This is a genomic window from Acinetobacter sp. CIP-A165 (genome assembly GCF_000367985.1).
Taxonomy (GTDB): domain Bacteria; phylum Pseudomonadota; class Gammaproteobacteria; order Pseudomonadales; family Moraxellaceae; genus Acinetobacter.
The window spans coordinates 1,048,143-1,068,719 of sequence record NZ_KB849202.1; the positions used below are offsets into that span (position 1 = coordinate 1,048,143).

The 20,577-nt window shown below is 39.6% G+C and carries 16 protein-coding genes; 3 read left to right on the forward strand and 13 right to left on the reverse strand.

All coding sequences use genetic code 11. From position 1 onward, the window contains the following. Positions 1-27: 27 nt before the first annotated feature. The 3 genes from F991_RS10460 to F991_RS10470 all read right to left on the reverse strand — a co-directional run bounded on the left by F991_RS10460 (position 28) and on the right by F991_RS10470 (position 4,858). Entirely contained in the window at positions 28-3,201 is a 3,174-nt protein-coding gene (locus F991_RS10460; RefSeq protein WP_004671171.1) for a hemophilin receptor HphR, read from the reverse strand. A 127-nt stretch (positions 3,202-3,328) separates the two neighbouring features. After that, positions 3,329-4,333: a FecR family protein gene (locus F991_RS10465; protein WP_004671173.1), complete on the reverse strand. Its 1,005-nt coding sequence runs from the start codon at positions 4,331-4,333 to the stop codon at positions 3,329-3,331. Continuing rightward, positions 4,334-4,858, reverse strand: a complete 525-nt coding sequence (locus F991_RS10470) for a sigma-70 family RNA polymerase sigma factor (RefSeq protein ID WP_171063439.1) — start codon at positions 4,856-4,858, stop codon at positions 4,334-4,336. It lies immediately after the preceding gene. 188 nt (positions 4,859-5,046) lie between these two features. Between F991_RS10470 and F991_RS10475 the strand changes: the two genes are divergently transcribed. Together F991_RS10475 and F991_RS10480 are read left to right on the forward strand one after the other, a co-directional pair. Then, positions 5,047-5,991, forward strand: coding sequence for an ABC transporter permease (locus F991_RS10475; RefSeq protein ID WP_004671178.1), 945 nt, complete (start codon positions 5,047-5,049; stop codon positions 5,989-5,991). Further along, positions 5,991-6,869: an ABC transporter ATP-binding protein gene (locus F991_RS10480; protein WP_004671180.1), complete on the forward strand. Its 879-nt coding sequence runs from the start codon at positions 5,991-5,993 to the stop codon at positions 6,867-6,869. Before F991_RS10475 ends, F991_RS10480 begins: the two co-directional genes overlap by 1 nt. A 180-nt stretch (positions 6,870-7,049) precedes the next feature. On the opposite strand, the gene F991_RS10485 is transcribed toward F991_RS10480, so the two are convergent. The 7 genes from F991_RS10485 to F991_RS10510 form a co-directional block, all read right to left on the reverse strand. Continuing rightward, positions 7,050-8,072 carry an ABC transporter substrate-binding protein gene (locus F991_RS10485; RefSeq protein ID WP_004671183.1) on the reverse strand — a complete coding sequence of 341 codons (1,023 nt, stop codon included), beginning with the start codon at positions 8,070-8,072 and terminating at the stop codon, positions 7,050-7,052. A 64-nt stretch (positions 8,073-8,136) separates the two neighbouring features. Further along, positions 8,137-8,571, reverse strand: a complete 435-nt coding sequence (locus F991_RS10490; protein WP_004671184.1) for a CopG family ribbon-helix-helix protein — start codon at positions 8,569-8,571, stop codon at positions 8,137-8,139. 4 nt (positions 8,572-8,575) lie between these two features. After that, a complete protein-coding gene (locus F991_RS17900) occupies positions 8,576-8,701 on the reverse strand; it encodes a hypothetical protein (protein ID WP_004639188.1) in 126 nt (41 codons plus the stop codon). A gap of 609 nt (positions 8,702-9,310) precedes the next feature. Then, positions 9,311-12,916 (reverse strand): urea carboxylase, encoded by a 3,606-nt coding sequence (gene uca, locus F991_RS10495; RefSeq protein ID WP_004671187.1) that lies wholly within the window; start codon positions 12,914-12,916, stop codon positions 9,311-9,313. A 3-nt stretch (positions 12,917-12,919) separates the two neighbouring features. Further along, complete coding sequence (locus F991_RS10500; protein WP_004671189.1) at positions 12,920-13,573, reverse strand: urea amidolyase associated protein UAAP2; 654 nt, start codon at positions 13,571-13,573, stop codon at positions 12,920-12,922. 17 nt (positions 13,574-13,590) lie between these two features. Next, complete coding sequence (locus F991_RS10505) at positions 13,591-14,334, reverse strand: urea amidolyase associated protein UAAP1 (RefSeq protein ID WP_228127771.1); 744 nt, start codon at positions 14,332-14,334, stop codon at positions 13,591-13,593. A 265-nt stretch (positions 14,335-14,599) separates the two neighbouring features. Further along, positions 14,600-15,079: an Lrp/AsnC family transcriptional regulator gene (locus F991_RS10510; RefSeq protein WP_004671193.1), complete on the reverse strand. Its 480-nt coding sequence runs from the start codon at positions 15,077-15,079 to the stop codon at positions 14,600-14,602. 130 nt (positions 15,080-15,209) lie between these two features. Between F991_RS10510 and F991_RS10515 the strand changes: the two genes are divergently transcribed. After that, positions 15,210-15,848 (forward strand): LysE family translocator, encoded by a 639-nt coding sequence (locus F991_RS10515; RefSeq protein ID WP_004671195.1) that lies wholly within the window; start codon positions 15,210-15,212, stop codon positions 15,846-15,848. Between the two features lie 75 nt (positions 15,849-15,923). Here F991_RS10515 and F991_RS10520 read toward each other — a convergent pair whose 3' ends face one another. The 3 genes from F991_RS10520 to F991_RS10530 all read right to left on the reverse strand — a co-directional run bounded on the left by F991_RS10520 (position 15,924) and on the right by F991_RS10530 (position 20,459). Next, entirely contained in the window at positions 15,924-16,754 is an 831-nt protein-coding gene (locus F991_RS10520; protein ID WP_004671197.1) for an SDR family NAD(P)-dependent oxidoreductase, read from the reverse strand. Between the two features lie 15 nt (positions 16,755-16,769). Then, positions 16,770-17,843 (reverse strand): amidohydrolase family protein, encoded by a 1,074-nt coding sequence (locus F991_RS10525; RefSeq protein ID WP_004671199.1) that lies wholly within the window; start codon positions 17,841-17,843, stop codon positions 16,770-16,772. A gap of 414 nt (positions 17,844-18,257) precedes the next feature. Beyond that, positions 18,258-20,459 carry an OsmC domain/YcaO domain-containing protein gene (locus tag F991_RS10530; protein WP_004671202.1) on the reverse strand — a complete coding sequence of 734 codons (2,202 nt, stop codon included), beginning with the start codon at positions 20,457-20,459 and terminating at the stop codon, positions 18,258-18,260. Positions 20,460-20,577: the final 118 nt, after the last annotated feature.

Genomic DNA, 20,577 nt, shown 5'->3' on the forward strand with positions numbered 1-20,577 from the left:
CACCAAAAGCAGGAATTAAATTCTGAGTTAAAACTTAGTGGTCCAACTGATTTTATGGGTGCGACCAGGTGCGGCCATCGCACTCCGAGTAAGCGGATCGATATAAAATTGGTTTGAAAGATTATTTCCTACAAACTCAACGGTGTTGTAGGTATCTACTTGATAACGTGCATAAGCATCAAAAATCCATGTATCGTCCCACGCCAAAGGAACATTGAGGTAATAGCCTTTATTGACGCTATCATCATTGTTTTTACGCAGTGGGCTTTCATAAGCTTTATAGAAAGTTGCACGTGCCCCAAGTTCAAGCGCTTCATCAAAGAAACGTGCGCCGAATAATGCATGTGCGCTGAGTTCTGGTGTAGACATTGTCACCAGATAACCATTTGGAAAGCCGTCATCGACGCAGCGTTGGTAAGCATCACGGAATTGAATGCCATGATCTGTTTGTACAGTGCCACTATTGATCATCCTGTCAATTGCACTATTGCTATCACAGACTTCATTTTTGAGGTTATAAGCCAAACTTAAGTCCGTGAAGAAAGCACCATTGTCAAAACGGCTTTGCAGTTCTAAACCTGCAAGTTTTTGCTCATCCATGTTGGTAAATATCAGATTTTGATTTCGCTCAATCACGTTTTTGGTCTTGTTGTAGTAATACGCCAGCTTAAAGTCAGCATTGCGTGCTGAACTGAACCAGTCACGCATATCATAGACATAACCCACTTCATAGTTAAAAGCATGTTCAGGTTTAACAGCTTGATAAGGCATCATTGCTGAAAAACCGACAGTGCTTTCAAATAAACTCGGCAAACGATATTCTTCAGCATATCGTGCATAGAGTCGGTTATTTTCGGTCAGTTGAATCGCTGCACTTAACTGAGGCGCCCAACCGCTATCTTTAACTTTGTTTACAGATTCAATTGGAACTTGTTCAATTACAGCGGGCTTAAAGCCATTTCCGATTACTACATATTTCTGATCTAAAGCGTTCAGTTGATCCAAAATGTTGTCAGCCAAAGCCAAATGACCATTTGGATCTGCTTTCCATTTCAACGTATTGATTTGTGACCAAATTCGGCTATATAAATTTGTCTCTGATGCAGGTACAGTCTCTAAGCGACCATCCCAATCAGGATTGCTCGTTGCATAGCGTTGCGATAGTAGGTTGATCATGCGCTGCTGCTGAGCATCATAACTTTCAGGCATAGTTCGATATTCAAAACTATATTCTTTGAGTCTATTTTTCTTGGTAAATAATGGATTTAGCGTAGGATCAACCCCATCGCGTATCGATTTATTTAAGAAGTCATCAAAAGCCCAATAAGAGCGGTAACGCATACCCGCATCGAAGCTTAACCAAGACAAGGGACGATAATTAAAATTAAAATCAAAAGTTTTCTCTTCACGTCGTCCAGCACGCGGTAAGGCCTGAAATATGCTATACATTGGGCCATATTCACCATAGATATCATCAGAAGTCAGCTTTTCTTTTAAGAAGCTCCCAGCTAAAGTCAAATCAAGCTGATCATTCAATCTTGCTTTATTACTGATGCTAATACCCTGTCGTTGATTGTCAGAGTGACTGATCGCAGTATTTATAAGGCGATTGTCTCGAAAATCAATATCAATTGGCCAACCACCACGAGTATAAGTCTGGCTTTCAGTATCGGTTTGCCAAACATTGGCATAAAAATCGACCCACTGATTACTTTCAGGTTTAAATTTGTATTCCAAACTGTAAGCTTTTGAACGGATATCACTAAGCGGCCATTGAGGTACACCCAAATCAGGCGTTATTCCCCATTGAATGCGAGATGGCATGATTTCGCCAAATTTATTTTTAGTATCTCGATAAGTGAGTTTTAAGGTTTGGAAATCTGTAGGTCGATAGGTTCCTTTGAAAAGCCAAGACTCCATCTGGCTAGATGTATTTGGAACTTCATCACCTGGTTTGTAAGCATGTGCAAAATATGGAATAAAATCGAAATTGTCATTATTGGGTTCAGCACGTTTGTAATAACCAGCACCGTGTGTGCCTGAAAAATAGTTGCCACGTTCACGAACAGCATAAACAGCCAATAAATCGAATTGATCTTGTTTCATTGCCAGTGCAAGTCGACCGGCTAAATCATCGCCAGAGAAATTAGAGTTATCTTTTCGGGTTCTATTTTTCTTGTAAATATCAGGATCATATCGGGCGCGATCTATTTCAATCCATGGTGTTGTCTCACTATAATCACGACCGACTTTACTCATGTTGGGTAGCGATGGATCTATTGAGTTCGTTGAGCCTTCTACTTTTAATTCAGCACCAAAGGTTTTTCCTGCGCGGACAATATCATCAGCTTCAAGTGTTTTAACCAACACCCCACCACCAACAGATGTTGTGGCATTACGTTCTAGTGAAGGTCCTTTGATGACCTCGATCCCAGCAATCAAGTTCGGATCAATATAGTTCCGATTGTTAACACCGTTATACCCTCGCCAAACAGCGACCGATTGCTCTGTTCCATCGATCGTTAATGGTACTCTACCAACACCTTGTACACCGCGAACACTTGGATCAAGTGCACCACTATTCCGAGCATCACCGCTATACACCCCGACCATACCTTGTAATACATCAGCAGGATTTGTACCTTTAAAACGCTCTACATATTCTTTACCTGCATAAACTGAAGAATGATTTGCGTCATAAACCTTGTTATAGCCTTGTGTATCACGATCTTCTTGACCGTAGACAACGATGGGAGCTAAACGAGCTGAGGCTTCATTCATTAAATCGCGTTGATCACTCATAGGAGAAACTAAAGCAGCTTGATTGGCTGTTAATGGTGGTGCTTTTTTTGTGAGTGTATAGCCTTGCCCAACTTTCACAGCATAAAATTCTGTGTTCATGAGAATATGTTGAAAGCCTTGCTCTATGGAGTAACTTCCTTTTAAGCCAGTACTATTTTTGCCTTTTAACTGTTGTGCATCGATTGCAATCGAAGTGCCCGATTGCTCTGCAAATTGATTTAATACATTTGCCAATGTACCTGCTGAAATATTATAAGATTTGGCATTTGTCGTTGCTGCATATGCAGGATGTAACGGTAAGGCTATACTCCCGATTCCCACGGTATAGATTGCAAGTGCAAGCTTTGATAGTCGAAACAGACTTTTTCTCTGTTGCTGGCCATTTCCCAAGTTTTCCATTACACACCCCAGTAAATAGAAATAAGAATCATTCAATATTGGTAGTTAAAATGATCCAAATTTATTGCTTCTATTTACTATGACGAACAAGTAAGAAAAAAGTGGAACCAAAAAATTAAAAAATTTGCTAAGTCGTCACAAAAATCACATAAGGTGTAATTTGATATATTTTTAATTGTGGAAAAACTGCGCCGAGTAGCTTAAGTGCGTCTTGTGTTTGGTCTAGTGGTAATACAGCATTGACGTGTATCTTGCTCAATGCTGAATCATTAAAAATAATTTTTCCTTTGTAGTTCTGATCCAAGGCTTTCAGCACTTGATTCAGTGGTAAATCTTCAACCATCAGTTGATGTTTATCCCATTTTTGCTGTTCATTGTAGCGATTCAGTGCTGAAATTGGCGTTAAACCATTTTGATCTATTCCAATCGCTTGCCCTGCTTCCACTATTGCTTGATTGACTTTATTTGCAGGTGTTGTCTTGGATGGTTTGGCTCGCACTTGAACTTTTGAATGCAGCATTTTTAATTCGGTTATCTCTGGTTGATAAGCAACACTAAAAGCTGTTCCGAGTGCCTGTATTTGTCCATGAGAGGTTTTGACAATAAAAGGTCGCTGCTGGTCTTTGGCGACATCAACAAATATTTCGCCTTGCACCAGCTCAACCACTCTTTGGTCAGACTTAAAATCAAGACTGACAGCACTTTTGCCGCGAAGAGTGATTTGTGAGCCATCTTGTAATGTTTGAGTCGTCCACTGACTAGAATTACTGCGAATATCCGCAGCAATATAACCTAGCGATGTATCTGATAAATATAATGTACCAACACCCAAAGTGCATAGAACGATCGCAAATGCTGTACCAGTTCGAATATTTTTATAAACCTTTCCTGATCCCAGCCCAGCTTTGAGTGCTGATTTTGCAATTTTTTTATGATGATTATGTGATAACTTTTGAATCGAACCGAGACAGCGTTCAATATCGTTGGCAATCTTTTGATGTTGCTGACTATTCTTTTTCCATTGTTTGAATTGTACTTCTGCATCACGACGAGTCACCTCATCATCCGCGCTTAATTGAACAATCCATTGCGCTGCTTCTTCAACCAGTTGTTGATTATGCTTTTTTGTCATTTACACCAATGCATCCATCATATCAATTCGGGTTTGATAGCACTGTACCAAACAACTGGTCAAATACTTCTGGATCATCTTGGTCGAAACACCGAGTTTTTCAGCCGTTTCTTTATGCGTATAACCCTCTAAATAATGCAAGATAAAAGCCTGTTGGGCTTTTTCAGAGACCGCTTCTAACGCTTTGCATAACTGATGAATGGCTTGAATGATTTGTACCTGTTCTTCGGGGGACACGACCGCATCAAGCATGTATTCCATTTCACTTAAACCATCAAGATACGCTTGTTCAATTCTTTTCCGTCTTACTTGATCGATCAATAAATTTTTCGCAATTGAAGTCAAATAAGCTTTTGGTTCTTTGACCCCCAACAAATCATCGCGTGTCTGAAGGATTTTAATAAATGTATCTTGAACTAAATCAGCAGCTTGCTCAGAACTTCCAATTTTCTTTCGCAGCCAATGATGAAGCCACCCGCTATGGTTTCTGTATAATTCATCAACGAGTATCGGGGTTTTGTTCACAATCATTGACTCAAAACAAAGTATTTACAAATGATAATAATTATCATTTGTAAAATCAAGAAAGAATAAAAATAAAGTTTCTCTGTTTGCTCATCGTCGCCGTAAAATTAGTATTTATCTCATTGGCACTTATTTTGCTTAACCAGTATTACGTTTTATAAAAAATGTAATATTAAGAGGCAAACAATATGAGTTACGTTGCACGCGAACTCAGCCAAACCAACAAAGTGTTATTTGGTCTCGGGTCATTTTTAATACCAATTTTGTTATGGTGTGCTGTGAGTTATTTGCCATTTTTATGGCACCCACAAGTCAAAATTACGGATATAGGCAGTGTGGCATATCTACAGATTGATAGTCGTATTGCCAAAGAAGTGTTTTATTCTGAAGCACAAAGTGCTGTAGATCATGGTTTAAAACCACCTCAAGGAATCTTAGTCAACCCCATTTATTTGCCTGCTCCTCACGAAGTTGCCAAAGCGCTTGTTACAGCGTTTACGACGCCACCTGTTCAAGCCAATGCGCCGTGGTTTCATGAAAGTCTTTGGCACAGTATTAAACTGGTGTTCAGTGCATTTTTTATCTCATCGCTCATCGGTGTACCTTTGGGGATTTTATGCGGTTTTTCTAAGACAATTTCACAACTCACAGAGCCGTTTGTTGAATTTTTCCGTTACCTGCCTGCCCCTGCCTTTGGTGCTTTAGCTGTTGCTATATTAGGTATCAATGATGCACCAAAAATAGCCATCATTATCATCGGTACGCTATTTCAACAGATACTCATCATTGCCAATACCACTCGATTGGTCGATCGCAGTTTGATTGAAGCAGGTTTTACCCTTGGCACGAACAAAACTAAGAGCTTATTTCATGTGGTGATTCCTGCTGCCTTGCCTGAGATTTATCGAGATTTGAGAGTTTTACTCGGTTGGGCGTGGACTTACTTGATCGTCGCTGAGTTGATTGGGAGCACATCTGGTATTACATGGTTTATCACCCAACAAGCGCGTTACCAAAATTTTGACAATGTTTATGCAGCCATCCTCATCATTGGTGTGATTGGTCTGATCTGTGATGTCATTTTGATGAAACTTGGACAGCAGCTTTTTAAATGGAAATCAGGAGCACACTAATGACAAATACCCATTTCAATGCTCGTGAATATTTTGATCATATTTATGAACGTGCTGTCATTTTAGAAGCGAAACAACTCACGCAAAGCTTCAAACACGGTAAAACTGAACGAACTGTTTTAAATCAAATTGATTTAAAGATTCATAAACGTGAGTTTATTTGTGTGATCGGTCCTTCTGGCTGTGGCAAGTCAACATTCAGTCGGATTGTTGCTGGACTTGATCCTTATTCAGGTGGAGAGATTCTGATTGATGGACAACCGATCATGGGTCCTAGTCCTGAGCGAGGTATGGTGTTTCAAGGATATACACTGTTTCCGTGGAAAACCGTCAAAGAAAACGTGATGTTTGGTCCAAAAATGAAGGGACAAAGTGATAGTACTGCTGAGGCTCAAGCGCGGGAATGGATTAATATTATCGGTTTAGAAAAGTATGAAAATCAGTATCCCTACCAACTCTCTGGTGGAATGAAGCAACGTGTTGCGATTGCCAGAGCATTGGTGAATGAACCCAAAATTCTATTGATGGATGAACCCTTTGGCGCACTTGATCCTCATACTCGTCAGAAGATGCAACGGCACTTGATGGATTTATGGCAAAATATTGATATCACGATTATTTTTGTCACCCATGATATGGATGAAGCAATATTACTTGCTGATCGTATCGTCGCACTGAAAGCCAATCCTGGTGAAATAAAAGAGATTATCGAGGTGGATTTACCTCGTCCACGTCATCCAGATCAAATGCTTTGCCCTGAATTCAAAGCATTGCGTCAACGTGTGGACCAACTGGTTCATGCCGATGAAGATCAACTCGATCCAGCACTCGAAGATTTACCATTGATTCCTCGTATGACTAAAGTAAGCGAAGATTGAAACGCCGATACGTCAATAAAGTAAAAAATTCAAAGCCCACTTATTAAGAGTGGGCTTTTTTATATCGAAGTATCATTTTTCACATGTATGAATGTATAAAAATCTCCCTATTTTCAGGGAGATTTTTAAGGTTTAATGATTGATCAAATGTATAAAGGATTGCCGTGATCACTTTAGAAATTATTTGATTTCTTCAACAAGCGTTGGAAAGATCACGCCATCAACATCCACTTTAGTGGCGTAAACACCATTTTTAAAATTAAATTCGTTGACGTGATAACTTGAGCCATAGATAGAATCAAAACCATCAGCTTTCGTAAATACCTTCTTATTTGCTTCGAGATCAAGTAAGTGAGTTCCATCAATAAATTGGGCATATTGAGCAGCATCTAAACCCACGCGTTTTGCCATAATCGCTACAGCATCGTCTCGTGTTGCAGGATCATTGATATATTTAACAGTTTTATCCCACACCTGAATGATTTTTTTCCAATCTTCTTTATTCGCAGCAAGGTGCGTCATATTGACGGTCAAAGTATCATAAATCAGTCCGGGCTTATCTTTGGATGAATAGATGATTTTAGAACCTGCAACCGCTTTCAAAGCTTGATTGGCTACAGGTTGCCAAACTGCAATTGCTGACACATCAGGACTTGCAAACACTTGAGGTAACTCATTCGTCATAGCATTGACTAAAGTGACCTCACTATTCGCCACTTTGGCATCATCTAAAGCCGTATTAAGTAAGTGATGATCAACTAGTCCTTTCTCAACTGCTATTTTTTTACCTTTTAAATCAGCAATATTATTAATTCCATTTTTGGCAATAATGACATCATTTCCTGCGGAATAATCGGTTGCCAAAATCATGATGCCTTTGGTGCCTCCTGACGCGATCACCAAGTTATCACCATTAGATACAGAAACGGCATCGAGTTGATTGGCAGAAAATGCATTGATTGATGCGGAATAATCGAACCATTTGAATTCGACATTTAACCCCGCTTCTTTGAACCAACCTTTTTCAATTGCCACCTGCCATGCCACCCAACCCGGCCAATCACTATATCCAATCGTGATTGGTTTTGTGTTGGTAGTACCTTCAGTTTTTGCTTTAGACTCTGGAATTTTTGCTGTGTTGTCACAGCCCCCTAAAAAAATCGCTGTCAGCACAGATGCTGAAATCAGTGTTTTTTTGATCATCTTATGCTTGCTCCTATTGTGCTCTGATATTTAGAACTTTTCGTCTTTACGAATGTTTATGTGCCTAAGTGTTTTGTGCGATTGGTGGCATGACGGCATCCATCAATTCCAAATGCCCTTTAATCACCCCTTTTAATGCAATGAACTGCTGACTGATGGCTTTCAAATCACTACTGGCACCTTGCATCAACATGACTTGTAGAACCTTGTCATCATCCAATTGAATATGTAATGAACTGATCACCTGAGCTAAGTATTGTTGCTGCAAATCAACAAGTTGCGTTCGCAGTGGTTTTAAACTCACGTCATATAACAATGTCAATGTGCCAACCATCACTTCATCGTTTTTAGCTAGATCATCGATTAAATGCCGATTAATCATGTCCAAGATCGCTTGTGAACGGCTTTCGTAGTGTTGATCTACGATTTTTTGATCAAGTGCATTCAATGTTGTTTCGGGCACGGTAATACTGATTCGAGCTAACTTTTGCTTGGCCACAGTCTTATCCCTTTACCTTGCTTACTTGGTGATTTTGTTTGAAATACAGACCTGCTCTTGCACTGAATAAATCGACTAAGAATTTCTTAATAGGGTGTTTTTCTACAGTGTTGGTTTTGGCTTCACTCATATCGCAGCTCCTACAAAGGTATTACTAAAATTAGTTTTTGTATTACTTCTATTGAGATGCAGAATATGTGCCAATTTATAGTGATTGAGATTTGTTGAATAAACTTAAATTAAATAATAAAAAAGCCCCACTACGTTGAGATGGGGCTTGCTTGAAAGCAGAGTATTTCATCAGTTTATTCCATTGTTACTGCTCATGTACTGGTTATTCTTTTTATACATGTTGGAATGAACCGATGTGTGTGATTTAGTGATCAAGTTTATTGTTCTCCTCTATTTATGTTGTATATAAATAAAAGCATAAAGCATGCCAAAATATCAGATAGTATGGATTCGGTCAGAATAAAAGATAAATAAGACACTTAGCTAAAGGAAGCACGAATGAGGATAATTTTCCCGTTTTAAAGTGCCTAAAAAATGTACCAATTTGCACCATTGGGGTTTAGATGTGCATCAAAATGTGGCTATATTTTATTCTGGTTGGGTCAACTCTTATTTTGTGGGGAACAAGAGCATTTAAGAAAAAAAGCCGTCGAATGTAAACACATTCAAAAATGTAATTCTTAAATTAAAAAAGACCGCTTAAGCGGTCTTTTTTATTTCAATCTCATTAAGCCACAGGTGCCAACGTAAACAATACCTGCCCTGTTTTAACAGTTTGTCCTTTTTCGATCGTAATCCTTTCAACTTTCATGCGTTCGGGCGCAACTATCGGAATTTCGATTTTCATAGCCTCGATGACCGCAAGCGTTGCTCCTTCCTCAACAATATCCCCAGATTGACATTCAATTTTCCAAATCGAACCCGGCATATGTGATTCAACGGCACAACCACCATCAGGAATGATGACCGTTTCACCCTCATCAACAGCATCTAAACTCTCTGAGACATATTCTGCTAGACCAGCCTCATGCCAACGACGACGTTCAGCATCAAAGTTAGCTTGTTGAGTCGCTTTAAAACTTGAAATGGTTTCAGCATTGTCTGATAAGAATTGATTATATTCTTTGAGGTTTAAAATACCTTCCTCAATTCTAAGTTTGAGTCGACCTGCCTTAAAATCCTCACGCATTTGCATGAGTTCAGTTTCAGAAACTTCATAGAATTTAATCTGATCAAAGAAGCGTAATAACCACGGTTTACCTTGCTCAAAGTCTGCATTTCTACGATAGCGAGACCACATTTGCGTCGTTCTACCCACAAACTGATAGCCACCTGGTCCTTCCATCCCATAGACACACATATAAGCACCGCCGATTCCGACAGCATTTTCAGGTGTCCAAGTTCGAGCAGGATTATATTTGGTCGTTACGAGTCGTTGACGTGGATCAAGCGGTGTCGCAACTGGTGCACCGAGATATACATCACCTAAGCCCATCACCAAATAATTTGCGTTATACACCACGTCTTTTACAGCTTGTTTATCTTTCAGACCATTAATGCGACGGATAAATTCTATATTGTCTGGACACCATGGTGCATCAGGACGCACCGTTTGCATATAACGATCAGTTGCTAATTGCGTTTGTGAATCTTCCCAAGCCAAAGGTAAATACACAGTACGTGAAGGAACTTGCATTTCAGTCACATCAGGCAATTCTGTTTCGGCTTGTTTGAGTAGGTTCAATAAATTCTGTTGATCCAGTTTGAGCGAGTCATAATGAATTTGAAGTGAGCGTATTCCCGGTGTTAGATCAATGATACCTATGATGTTTTGATCTTTAACCCACTGCATTAATGCATGTATGCGGAATCGCAAATTCAGGTCTAAAACCAATTCGCCATACTCAACCAACATGTAGTTATTACCAGCGGGGCGATACACTACATTTGGCGTATGTTCTTGACCATCTAAACGATCTAATACAGCATCATTTAAACTATCAAACTCAGCATAAAAGCTTTGACCGAATTGCACAGTATTGAGATGCTCTGTACTGAGCATATGATGATATGTTTGATTTAATTGGGTTGCTTGTTCATATCGAATAGGAACAAATTTAACTTTGTCTCCTGCTTTTAATTGACCTAATTTCCAAAGTTCAGAATGAACAACGACCGCTGGGCAAACAAAACCACCAAGGCTCGGACCATCAGGACCTAAAATGATCGGCATGTCTCCAGTAAAGTCGATTGCTCCAATAGCGTAGGCATTGTCATGAATATTGGAAGGATGTAAACCTGCTTCGCCGCCATCTTCACGCGCCCATTCAGGCTTTGGTCCGATCAACCGAATTCCTGTACGGCTTGAATTGAAATGAACCTCAAAGGAATGCTCAAAGAAGGCATCAATATCTTGTTTTGTGAAAAAATCAGGCGCACCATGCGGACCATACATCACCGCAATTTCCCAACTGTTTGAGAATGTCGGGGCTTGTTCCGCATTCAAACCTGTTTGTTGATCTGAACTAAAAGACGTGATGGGTAACATATCACCAATTAACAAATTACGTCCTGCATGACCACCAAATTGACCTAAGGTAAAAGTCGCTTGTGAACCCAAGTATTTGGGAACATTCAAACCACCTTCGATGCCAATATAAGTTCTACATCCTGTGATGATTTTGCCACATTTAAGAATTTGCCCTTTCTTGACATTCACCGTTTGCCACATTGGAAGGTGCTCACCATCCAAGGTTGATGGCATGTCACCACCAGTAAGAACGATTTGACTATCACAGTGAAACTTTAAAGTAGGTCCATGCAAGGTACATTCTAAACCTGCACTATTAGATGCATTACCAAGCAGTTGATTTGCAACATTGAGAGATAAAGGGTCAATCGCTCCTGATGGTGGTACACCCACATCCCAATAACCTAAACGCCCAGTAACATCTTGTATGGAAGTTTGAATACCAGCTTGCAATACCTCGATTTTTTGAGTTTTCCATTCAAAAGTATTGAGGAAACGAGTGGTTTGAGTACCCGCTTTAAACACTTCACAATCAATAATATTCTGTAAATATTCAAGATTGGTTTCGATACCTGCCACCTGAGTTTTAGCTAAGCTATGATTCATTGCTTGAATAGCCGCATCGCGATCATTTGCCGTGACAATAATTTTGGCAATCATAGGATCGTAAAATGAGGAAACAGTTGAGCCAGTTTCTACCCATGTTTCATTACGTGCTTGATCATCAAATTCGACAAAGGTCAGCAAACCTGCACTGGGTTGAAAGTTTTTGATCGGGTCTTCAGCATACAAACGAACTTGTATCGAATGTCCTTCTGATGTCAAAGATTGCGTTGGTGCTGTCCAGTCGCCACTTGCAAGTGTGACCATCCATTCCACTAGATCCACGCCGTATACTTGTTCTGTGACACCATGTTCAACTTGTAGACGGGTATTAACTTCCAAAAAGTAAAAGTCTTGTGTGTCCGTATCCATCACAAATTCAACAGTACCCGCTGAACGATAATTCACGGATTGCATAAGTTGAATCGCAACAGTCTGAATATATGAACGTTGTTGATCATTTAAATGTGGTGCTGGCGTTTCTTCGATGACTTTTTGATTGCGACGTTGAACAGAACAATCCCGCTCACCTAGCGCTAAAACTTGTCCTTGACCATCACCAAATATTTGCACCTCGATGTGGCGAGCATTCTGTACGAATTTCTCTAAATACAGTCCTGCATCTTTAAAGTTTGCCTGCGCAAGATAAGAAACTGTTGCGAAAGCATCTTTAAGCTCTTCAGCACTCCATACCAAGCGCATGCCGATACCACCACCGCCTGCAGTACTTTTTAGCATCACAGGATAACCAATGCGCTCGGCTTCAAGCAATGCCTCTGCTTCATCAGCTAAAAGTTGGCTACCCGGCAATAGTGGCACATTTGCTTCGATTGCAAGTTCTCGAGCGGTATGTTTCAAACCAAATGCACGCATTTGAGCTGAGTTTGGGCCGATAAATGCAATTCCTTGTGATTCACACAAATCACAAAATTCAGCATTTTCAGATAGAAAACCATAACCCGGATGAATGGCATTTGCACCTGTTTGTTTGGCGACTTCTAAAATTTTGTCAACGTTGAGGTAACTCTGACTCGCAGGTGCATCACCGATATAAATCGCTTCATCTGCTAAGGTCACATGCAATGAATCTCGGTCGGCCTCAGAGTAGACAGTAACCGATTGAATACCTAATTTTTTTAGTGTTCGAATAACACGACATGCTATCGCACCACGATTGGCGATTAAAACTTTATCAAACATAGACTAAGCCTCCTCACCATCACGAATCACTAATTGGATCGGTGTTGGGTTATAGGCATTACATGGATTATTCAGTTGCGGGCAATTAGAGATCAGCACGATTAAATCCATTTCTGCTTTGATCTCGACAAATTTACCCGGTGCAGAAATACCATCATCAAATTTCAAATGTCCATCAGATGTAACTGGAACATTCATAAAGAAATTGATATTTGGACCAATGTGGCGCACATTCAAATTGTGCTTTTTCGCGATGGGATGTTTAGCTAAGGCATACATGAAATTGTTACGGCAACTATGCATAGGATAAGTTTCATGTGCATAGCGCACAGTATTACTTTCGCAAGAACATGCGCCACCCAACGTATCGTGACGACCGCAGTTATCATCATGAATGACTGCAATTAGCCGTCCAAAGTTACTGTATAAAGATGTACCTTTTTCTAAATAGATATATTGATTCATGGCAAGCGTATCTGTAGCGCTATAACGCTCTTCAGGATTTTCTGCTGAGATAAATAATGTATCAACAGCTTGATTGCCCTCTAAATCGATAATCCGAAAGTATTGCCCTTTTTTGACTTCGCACATCCATGCTTCACCCGCAGGACACACTTCATTTAATGTAGCTTTTTCAAAAGTATGTAAGACCGTCATGATGCTTCTCCTATAGCTTAATATGCTGAACTTAATGCGTAGTAACGTGCGTTGTTTTGAAAAGCACGCTGATTTTGTGCACAGGCATCACGACAAATATCGTGGTTAGCTAAAGGATTGGCTTTATATAAAGACAATTGAATATCGCTTGGTTGATAGAGCGAACTGTTGTCTAAACCATGGGGAGCAGCAGAAAGAAAAACCAAACAATCCATTTCAAAACGTAATTCAATGATTTGGCTGGTATTGTCTGATTGGGTATAGCTTAGAGCACCTTGATCATTGGGGCTCACTTTTGAGAAAAGGTTTACGGTTGCACTTAAATCAGTTTGTGACAGTGAAAATTTCGCCATCTCTACCAATAAGCCATCTACACCGTTTTGGTACATTTCATTTCGTGCATCTTGAAAACGACGTTGACCAAACTGTTTGCTGATTTGCTCAGGACGACTCGCCCCACAGAACGTATCATTCCAACCATGGTCATCTTTAACGATCGATGCCATGACACGCCCTAAATCTGAATATAAAACATTGCCCGTCGTTAAAAATGCAGTGTGTTGCCCTTTTAAGGTGTCTGGCATGTTGTAACGTTCGAGTTTATCTTCAGCATTCACACAAAACAGTGAAAAATTGGCGTTTGAAGCCAGAGCTTTAAACTGAAGAACGGTCCCTTTCTGAACTCGTCCAGACCAATGATGACCACCCGGTAGTTTTTCAGTCCAAAGGATCTGGTTGTTATGATATTCGCTCATTCGCATGACCTCTTTTAAGGTTTAAGTCCAACCTCCCGGGCTTTTATCCCTCCGTGTAGTTCTTGCGAACCGTGAACTCTCGGTCTCAGTCATAGCCAACTTTGAGCAGTCGTCTATCGGAACCCTAGATCACTTCATGATGGAATTAATGAAGCAAATGGCGTGCCAATTTAGTAATACGATTTTGATATTTCGTCATACTTTTTTGGCTTAAAACAAGGCATTTTTATTTTATATGCACTGTGATCAGTCAAAATCAGTACGCTAGTGTTTATTTTTGGGCTTTTACTGGAAAACATAAAAAGGGCTTTATTTCTTTCAGGACAAACATACTTTGCATTTCTTTGATTCCGGGTAATCTTCGAATGGTCGTCATTGAAAATTCAGCATAGGTATCGAGATCTGGTGAAACGACTTGCAACAAAAAGTCAGCATCACCGCCAATGCTATAACATGCAACGACATAATCTAAAGCAGTGACTTCTTCTTCAAATTTCTTTGCCTCTCTTTCGCTATGACTATCAATCGATACACGGACAAACACCATCACACCTAAGCCAAGTTTTTTGCGATCAAGTAAAACGCCGTATCCTTTGATGACGTTGGTGTCTTCTAAATGTTTGACTCTTCGCCAACAGGGCGAGGTTGAAAGACCTAACTGTTCTGATAAATCAGCATTTGTGGTTCTTGAGTCTTTTTGCAACAACTCTAAAATTCTTGCATCAGTTTTATCAATTTTTAAATTAGGCATAATGTTTCTATAAAAGTTAAATATAGGGTTATTTATACCCTATTTTTGATATTTACTAGAATATATAGATCAAATTTACCTGTGTATTTATTAAAAAATAGAGATCCGATTTCATTTGGTTTTAATTGGCATGGAACATCTCACACAAACAATGACCTATGTTTTAACTTTGGCCTTAGCAGCGATACTCCCCGGACCGGGCATGACCGGTCTTATGTTTAAAACTTTAGTGCAGGGATATAAAAATGGATTGATGATGCTGTGTGGTCTCATCACGGGAGATATCACTTTTTTATTGGTTTCAATTTTTCTTTTTTCTTCACTTCATCATTTCAGTCCACATTTGGCTTTTTATTTGATCCTACTATCAAGTTCATACCTACTTTATTTGTCTTATAAGTTTTGGTTTTTTAACGGTAATCTTTTGGAAAATGAAGCACCTGCAAATCTCAAAAACACGCTTTTTTCCTATAAAGATGGGCTGTTAATTACTTTGAGTAATCCTAAAACTATTTCATTTTATCTTGCGATTGTACCTGCTATCTTCGGTGCGCAGTCATTGCAAAAGCAAAGCTGGTTTTTAGTGTCTATTACCATCTTCACGCTTGCCATCATTGGCGGACTTTATGTCTTTTTCTCATGGAATCTAAAGAAAGTACTGAGTGATATAAAAGTACAAACCATTTTATTAAGAACGCTATCTGTCATGATGGCTATGTTGGCTTTGGGAATGTTTTTTAGAGAATTTAACATTCAATATTTAACATAAACCATTGATTCACAAAGCCCTATATTACATTTCACTTTAGAGCTTTGTGAATCAAATAAAAGATGAACTCAAATCTTACTTTTTCTTTTTGGTGAACAAATTCAATGCTTGCGCATAATGTGATGGTGCTACACGCTGAATTAGATCTAAAATTTTGGCATCATTGCCAATTAAAACTCGGCGCTGATCTTTTTTAACCGCATTTAAAATTACTTTTGCTGCTTCTTCAGGTGGCGTTTTGAGTACCTTGTTAAAGGCTTTACTGGCTTTTGCAGGATTTAGTCCTAAGGCCCGAATACTATCACTCATGCGTGCACTATTTGCGATATTGGTGCGTATTCCCCCTGGATGAACGCAGGTTGCACTTACGCCGTTAGCTTGTAAGTCAAGCTCTTGACGAAGTGATTCCGTAAAACCACGCACTGCAAATTTAGTCGCATTGTATGCACTTTGCGTAGGTTGTGCTGTTAAACCAAATAGACTAGAAATGTTGATAATATGCCCTTCATCACTTTGCTTTAAATAAGGTAAAAATGCTTTGGTACCATGTACTACACCCCAAAAATTAATATCAAATACCCACTCCATTTCCTCATAACTCATTCCTTCAACCGTGCTTGCCAATGCCACGCCTGCATTATTAAAAATGAGGTTAATTTTTCCATGTTCTTGAGCGGTATTCGCAGCCCAATCCTCTACAGCAGCACGGTCAACAACATTCAAAGTCGTGAGTGTCACTTTGATCGGATAAGATTTAACAAGCTCCAATGTTTCAGCTAAGCCTTGCTCGTTGACATCACTCAGGGCTAAATGTGTACCTTGTTGTGCCAATAAGATAGCGAGTTGTTGACCGATTCCAGAACCCGCACCTGTAATCGCGGCAACTTTTTGATTAAAATTTTTCATAGCATGGCTCTTTGTTTAGTTGATGTCTAATTGATAAAAATGGATCGCGTTTTGTCTAAAAATCGCTTGCAAAGCTTCAGAACCATAAGGCTCAATCATTTTGATGTAAGCCTGTATTAAGTCTGTTAAACGTGCATTAGGTTTGTCCATTGGATAATTCGAAGCGAACATGATTCGACCTGCACCAAAGACATGGATCGCATGCTGTATCAATGGTGCTAATAATTGAACCATTTCAGCAACAGTTGCCGTCCGATTTTCTTTATAAAATGTATGTCCCAATATTGGCATCATAAGCCCTGATATTTTTGCATGCACATTCGGCTGCTCCGCTAAAGCACTTAGGTCGTTTTGCCATTGCTGAAATATTGCATCACGTTGCGCAGCAGTTTTCCCTGTCTTCTTCCCTACTGCACCAAACAAACCAACAGGTGTTGCAAGATGATCCACGACAATGCGTGTTTCTGGAAATTGCTTGGCCAAGGCAGTGATCTCATTTAATTGAGTTGAATAGCCCCAAGCATCAAAGGACAGATTCATTTTGGCGAGTTGCTCAAATCCTTTTAAGAATTTTTTAGACTGATATAAATGAGGTGTTTTAGACCAGCGATAGATGCCGTCATCTTCATGCCAAGAAGACATCTTTCGGATTCCTCTAAACAAAGGACTTGCATCACGATGAGCTTTTAGAATATCGGAGAATTTGCGGTGACTTGGATCTGCCGTGGCAACGATTGCAGCAAGTTTTAAATCATGCCTTGAGAAATCTAAATGGCTTAACCAGCTCGTTTCTTCAACAACGCCAAACCCTTTATGATGATGCCAATTGGCTTCGACATGCACCACACTCTCTACATTCAAACCGCCTAAGTCTTGACGGTAATGTATGGGTAAATAAGGATTTAAGATGTGTTCAGTCTTTCCTAGCGTATCTAATAATGGCTTGGGCTTTACTAGACGAATCACCTTATCCATGAGCGCTGGATATTTCCCCAAGGTTTTGACCAATAGCGCGGCTGAATGTGGTGTGTGATAAGGGTCCCATTGGTGTATATGTGGATCGATAATTGCCAAATCTAAGGGATTCATTTTTCTACTCTATTGATTATATATAAACGCATCTTTGTATTTATTCATCCATAAATAGCTTCGGTTATTAGATGATGACCATCTCTATCTTATTTTCCGAGCTTACAAAGATTTTAAATATGCATGAAATGATTTTTTCTAATGTAAAATTATGAATTCTATTCATAATTAGAAACTATACGCTTCTTTCATAAATTTCTTTTGTTTATCTCAATAAGGAAATACCAGCAGATGTAAATAATGATCAAAGGGGTTTAGCTAAAAACGCAATGCATGGTTGAAGTGTCAACAGACTCTAAATATTTATATCATTCTTATTTCTTTAAATTTTTTGTTCAAATGTGCTAGATATTTAAAAACACTGGATTGCTCAATGAATATCATCTTGCAGTCCAGTGTCGTGTATTGACGTTCCTAGCTTACTATCACTGATTTCGCACGAGCAGCATGCAATTTCTTATAGCTTTCAATCAAACGCAAATGACGATCGAGCCCTTCTAGTTTCGTGCTGGTCGGCGTTAAACCATAGAAACGAACAGTGCCTTCGACAGAACCCACTACAGCATCCATACGTTCATCACCGAACATACGACGGAAGTTCTTGTCGTAATCTTCCAATTCCATTTCATCATCAAGAATGACTTCTAGCACGACATTCATGCATTGATAGAACAAACGACGCTCAACGGTGTTGGTATTGTATTGCAAGAATGTTTCGACCAGTTCTTTGGCTTCTTCAAATTGCTGCAATGCAAGATTGATTAATAATTTTAATTCGAGCAGTGTGAGCTGTCCCCACACAGTATTGTCATCGAATTCAACCCCAATCAGCGTAGTGATCTCAGTATAATCATCCAATTCACATTCTTCTAAACGTTCAAGCAATGCTTCAAGTTGCTCATCGTCCAAGCGATGCAAGTTCAAAATATCTTCACGGAAAAATAAAGCTTTGTTGGTATTATCCCAAACCAAATCTTCAACCAAATAAATTTCTGAATAATCAGGTACTAAAATACGACAAGCGGTTGCACCGAGATGCTCATAGACAGCCATGTAGACTTCTTTGCCCATTTCTTCAAGGATGCCAAATAATTCAGCCGCTTCGTCAGCATTTGAGTTTTCACCATCATTGGTAAAATCCCACTCGACGAAATCATAGTCTGATTTGGCACTAAAGAAACGCCAAGAGACTAAACCACTTGAATCAATAAAGTGTTCCACAAAATTATTTGGTTCGGTCACTGCTTCACTTTGGAAGGTTGGTTGTGGCAAGTCATTCAAGCCTTCAAAACTACGACCTTGTAATAACTCAGTCAGACTACGTTCCAAAGCGACTTCAAAGCTTGGATGCGCACCAAATGAAGCAAACACACCGCCTGTGCGTGGGTTCATCAAAGTGACACACATCACTGGAAATTGACCACCCAAAGAAGCGTCTTTAACCAATACTGGAAAACCTTGCTCTTCTAAGCCTTGGATACCTGCAACAATGCTTGGATATTTCGCTAAAACGTCTTCAGGTACGTCAGGTAATGTGATTTCCCCTTCTAAGATTTCACGTTTTACAGCACGTTCAAAGATTTCAGATAAACATTGTACTTGCGCTTCTTCTAAAGTATTCCCCGCGCTCATACCGTTACTTAGATATAGGTTTTCAATTAGATTTGATGGGAAATAGACTGTCTCACCATCAGATTGACGCACAAATGGAAGTGAACAGATACCACGTTCGGTGTTACCTGAGTTGGTATCATACAAATGCGTCCCCAGTAACTCATCGTCAGGGTTATAAACTTCTAGACAGTATTCATCTAAAATTTCTTTTGGTAGTTCGCCATTTGGACCTGGTTTAAACCATTTCTCATCTGGGTAATGTACAAACTCAGCGTTTGCAATCTCTTCACCCCAAAATTGATCGTTGTAGAAGAAGTTACAGTTTAAACGTTCAATGAACTCACCGAGTGCTGAAGCCAAAGCACTTTCTTTGGTTGAGCCTTTACCGTTGGTAAAACACATTGGAGATTGGGCATCACGGATATGCAGTGACCAAACATTCGGCACGATATTGCGCCATGACGCAATTTCAATCTTCATGCCTAAACCAGCCAAGATCGCTGACATATTGGCAATGGTTTCTTCTAATGGCAGATCCTTACCTGCGATATAGGTACTATTTTCTGATGCTAAGCTTGGCATCAACAATGCCTGCGCATCGGCATCAATACTTTCGACTTCTTCAATAATAAATTCTGGGCCAGTTTGTATGACCTTCTTCACTGTACAACGGTCGATTGAACGCAAGATACCTTGACGGTCTTTTTCTGAAATATCAGCAGGTAATTCAACCTGAATTTTAAAAATCTGTTTGTAGCGGTTTTCTGGATCGACAATGTTGTTTTGCGATAAACGAATATTATCAGTCGGGATATCACGCGCGGCACAATACACTTTTACAAAATAAGCAGCACACAATGCTGATGATGCCAAGAAATAATCAAATGGACCCGGTGCTGAACCATCTCCTTTGTAGCGAATCGGTTGGTCGGCGATTACGGTAAAGTCATCGAATTTGGCTTCTTGTCGAAGGTTGTCGAGGTAATTAACCTTGATTTCCATGCTAGCACCTAAACTGATCTGATGTGTTTTAACACAAGAGATTGAAAATATTGATAAATAAGCCGAATTATAGCGTTAAAATTGACTTAATAATGCGTAGTTGCAATTGATCGTAGTC

Bases quoted from the DNA above. Each gene is read 5' to 3' on its own strand.
- F991_RS10465 (WP_004671173.1), bottom strand. From the start codon at position 4,333: ATGACAAAAAAGCATAATCAACAACTGGTTGAAGAAGCAGCGCAATGG.
- F991_RS10475 (WP_004671178.1), top strand. From the start codon at position 5,047: ATGAGTTACGTTGCACGCGAACTCAGCCAAACCAACAAAGTGTTATTT.
- F991_RS10515 (WP_004671195.1), top strand. From the start codon at position 15,210: ATGGAACATCTCACACAAACAATGACCTATGTTTTAACTTTGGCCTTA.
- uca (WP_004671187.1), bottom strand. From the start codon at position 12,916: ATGTTTGATAAAGTTTTAATCGCCAATCGTGGTGCGATAGCATGTCGT.
- F991_RS10480 (WP_004671180.1), top strand. From the start codon at position 5,991: ATGACAAATACCCATTTCAATGCTCGTGAATATTTTGATCATATTTAT.
- F991_RS10460 (WP_004671171.1), bottom strand. From the start codon at position 3,201: ATGGAAAACTTGGGAAATGGCCAGCAACAGAGAAAAAGTCTGTTTCGA.
- F991_RS10500 (WP_004671189.1), bottom strand. From the start codon at position 13,573: ATGACGGTCTTACATACTTTTGAAAAAGCTACATTAAATGAAGTGTGT.
- F991_RS10485 (WP_004671183.1), bottom strand. From the start codon at position 8,072: ATGATCAAAAAAACACTGATTTCAGCATCTGTGCTGACAGCGATTTTT.
- F991_RS10525 (WP_004671199.1), bottom strand. From the start codon at position 17,843: ATGAATCCCTTAGATTTGGCAATTATCGATCCACATATACACCAATGG.
- F991_RS17900 (WP_004639188.1), bottom strand. From the start codon at position 8,701: ATGAGTGAAGCCAAAACCAACACTGTAGAAAAACACCCTATTAAGAAA.
- F991_RS10520 (WP_004671197.1), bottom strand. From the start codon at position 16,754: ATGAAAAATTTTAATCAAAAAGTTGCCGCGATTACAGGTGCGGGTTCT.
- F991_RS10510 (WP_004671193.1), bottom strand. From the start codon at position 15,079: ATGCCTAATTTAAAAATTGATAAAACTGATGCAAGAATTTTAGAGTTG.
- F991_RS10530 (WP_004671202.1), bottom strand. From the start codon at position 20,459: ATGGAAATCAAGGTTAATTACCTCGACAACCTTCGACAAGAAGCCAAA.
- F991_RS10505 (WP_228127771.1), bottom strand. From the start codon at position 14,334: ATGCGAATGAGCGAATATCATAACAACCAGATCCTTTGGACTGAAAAA.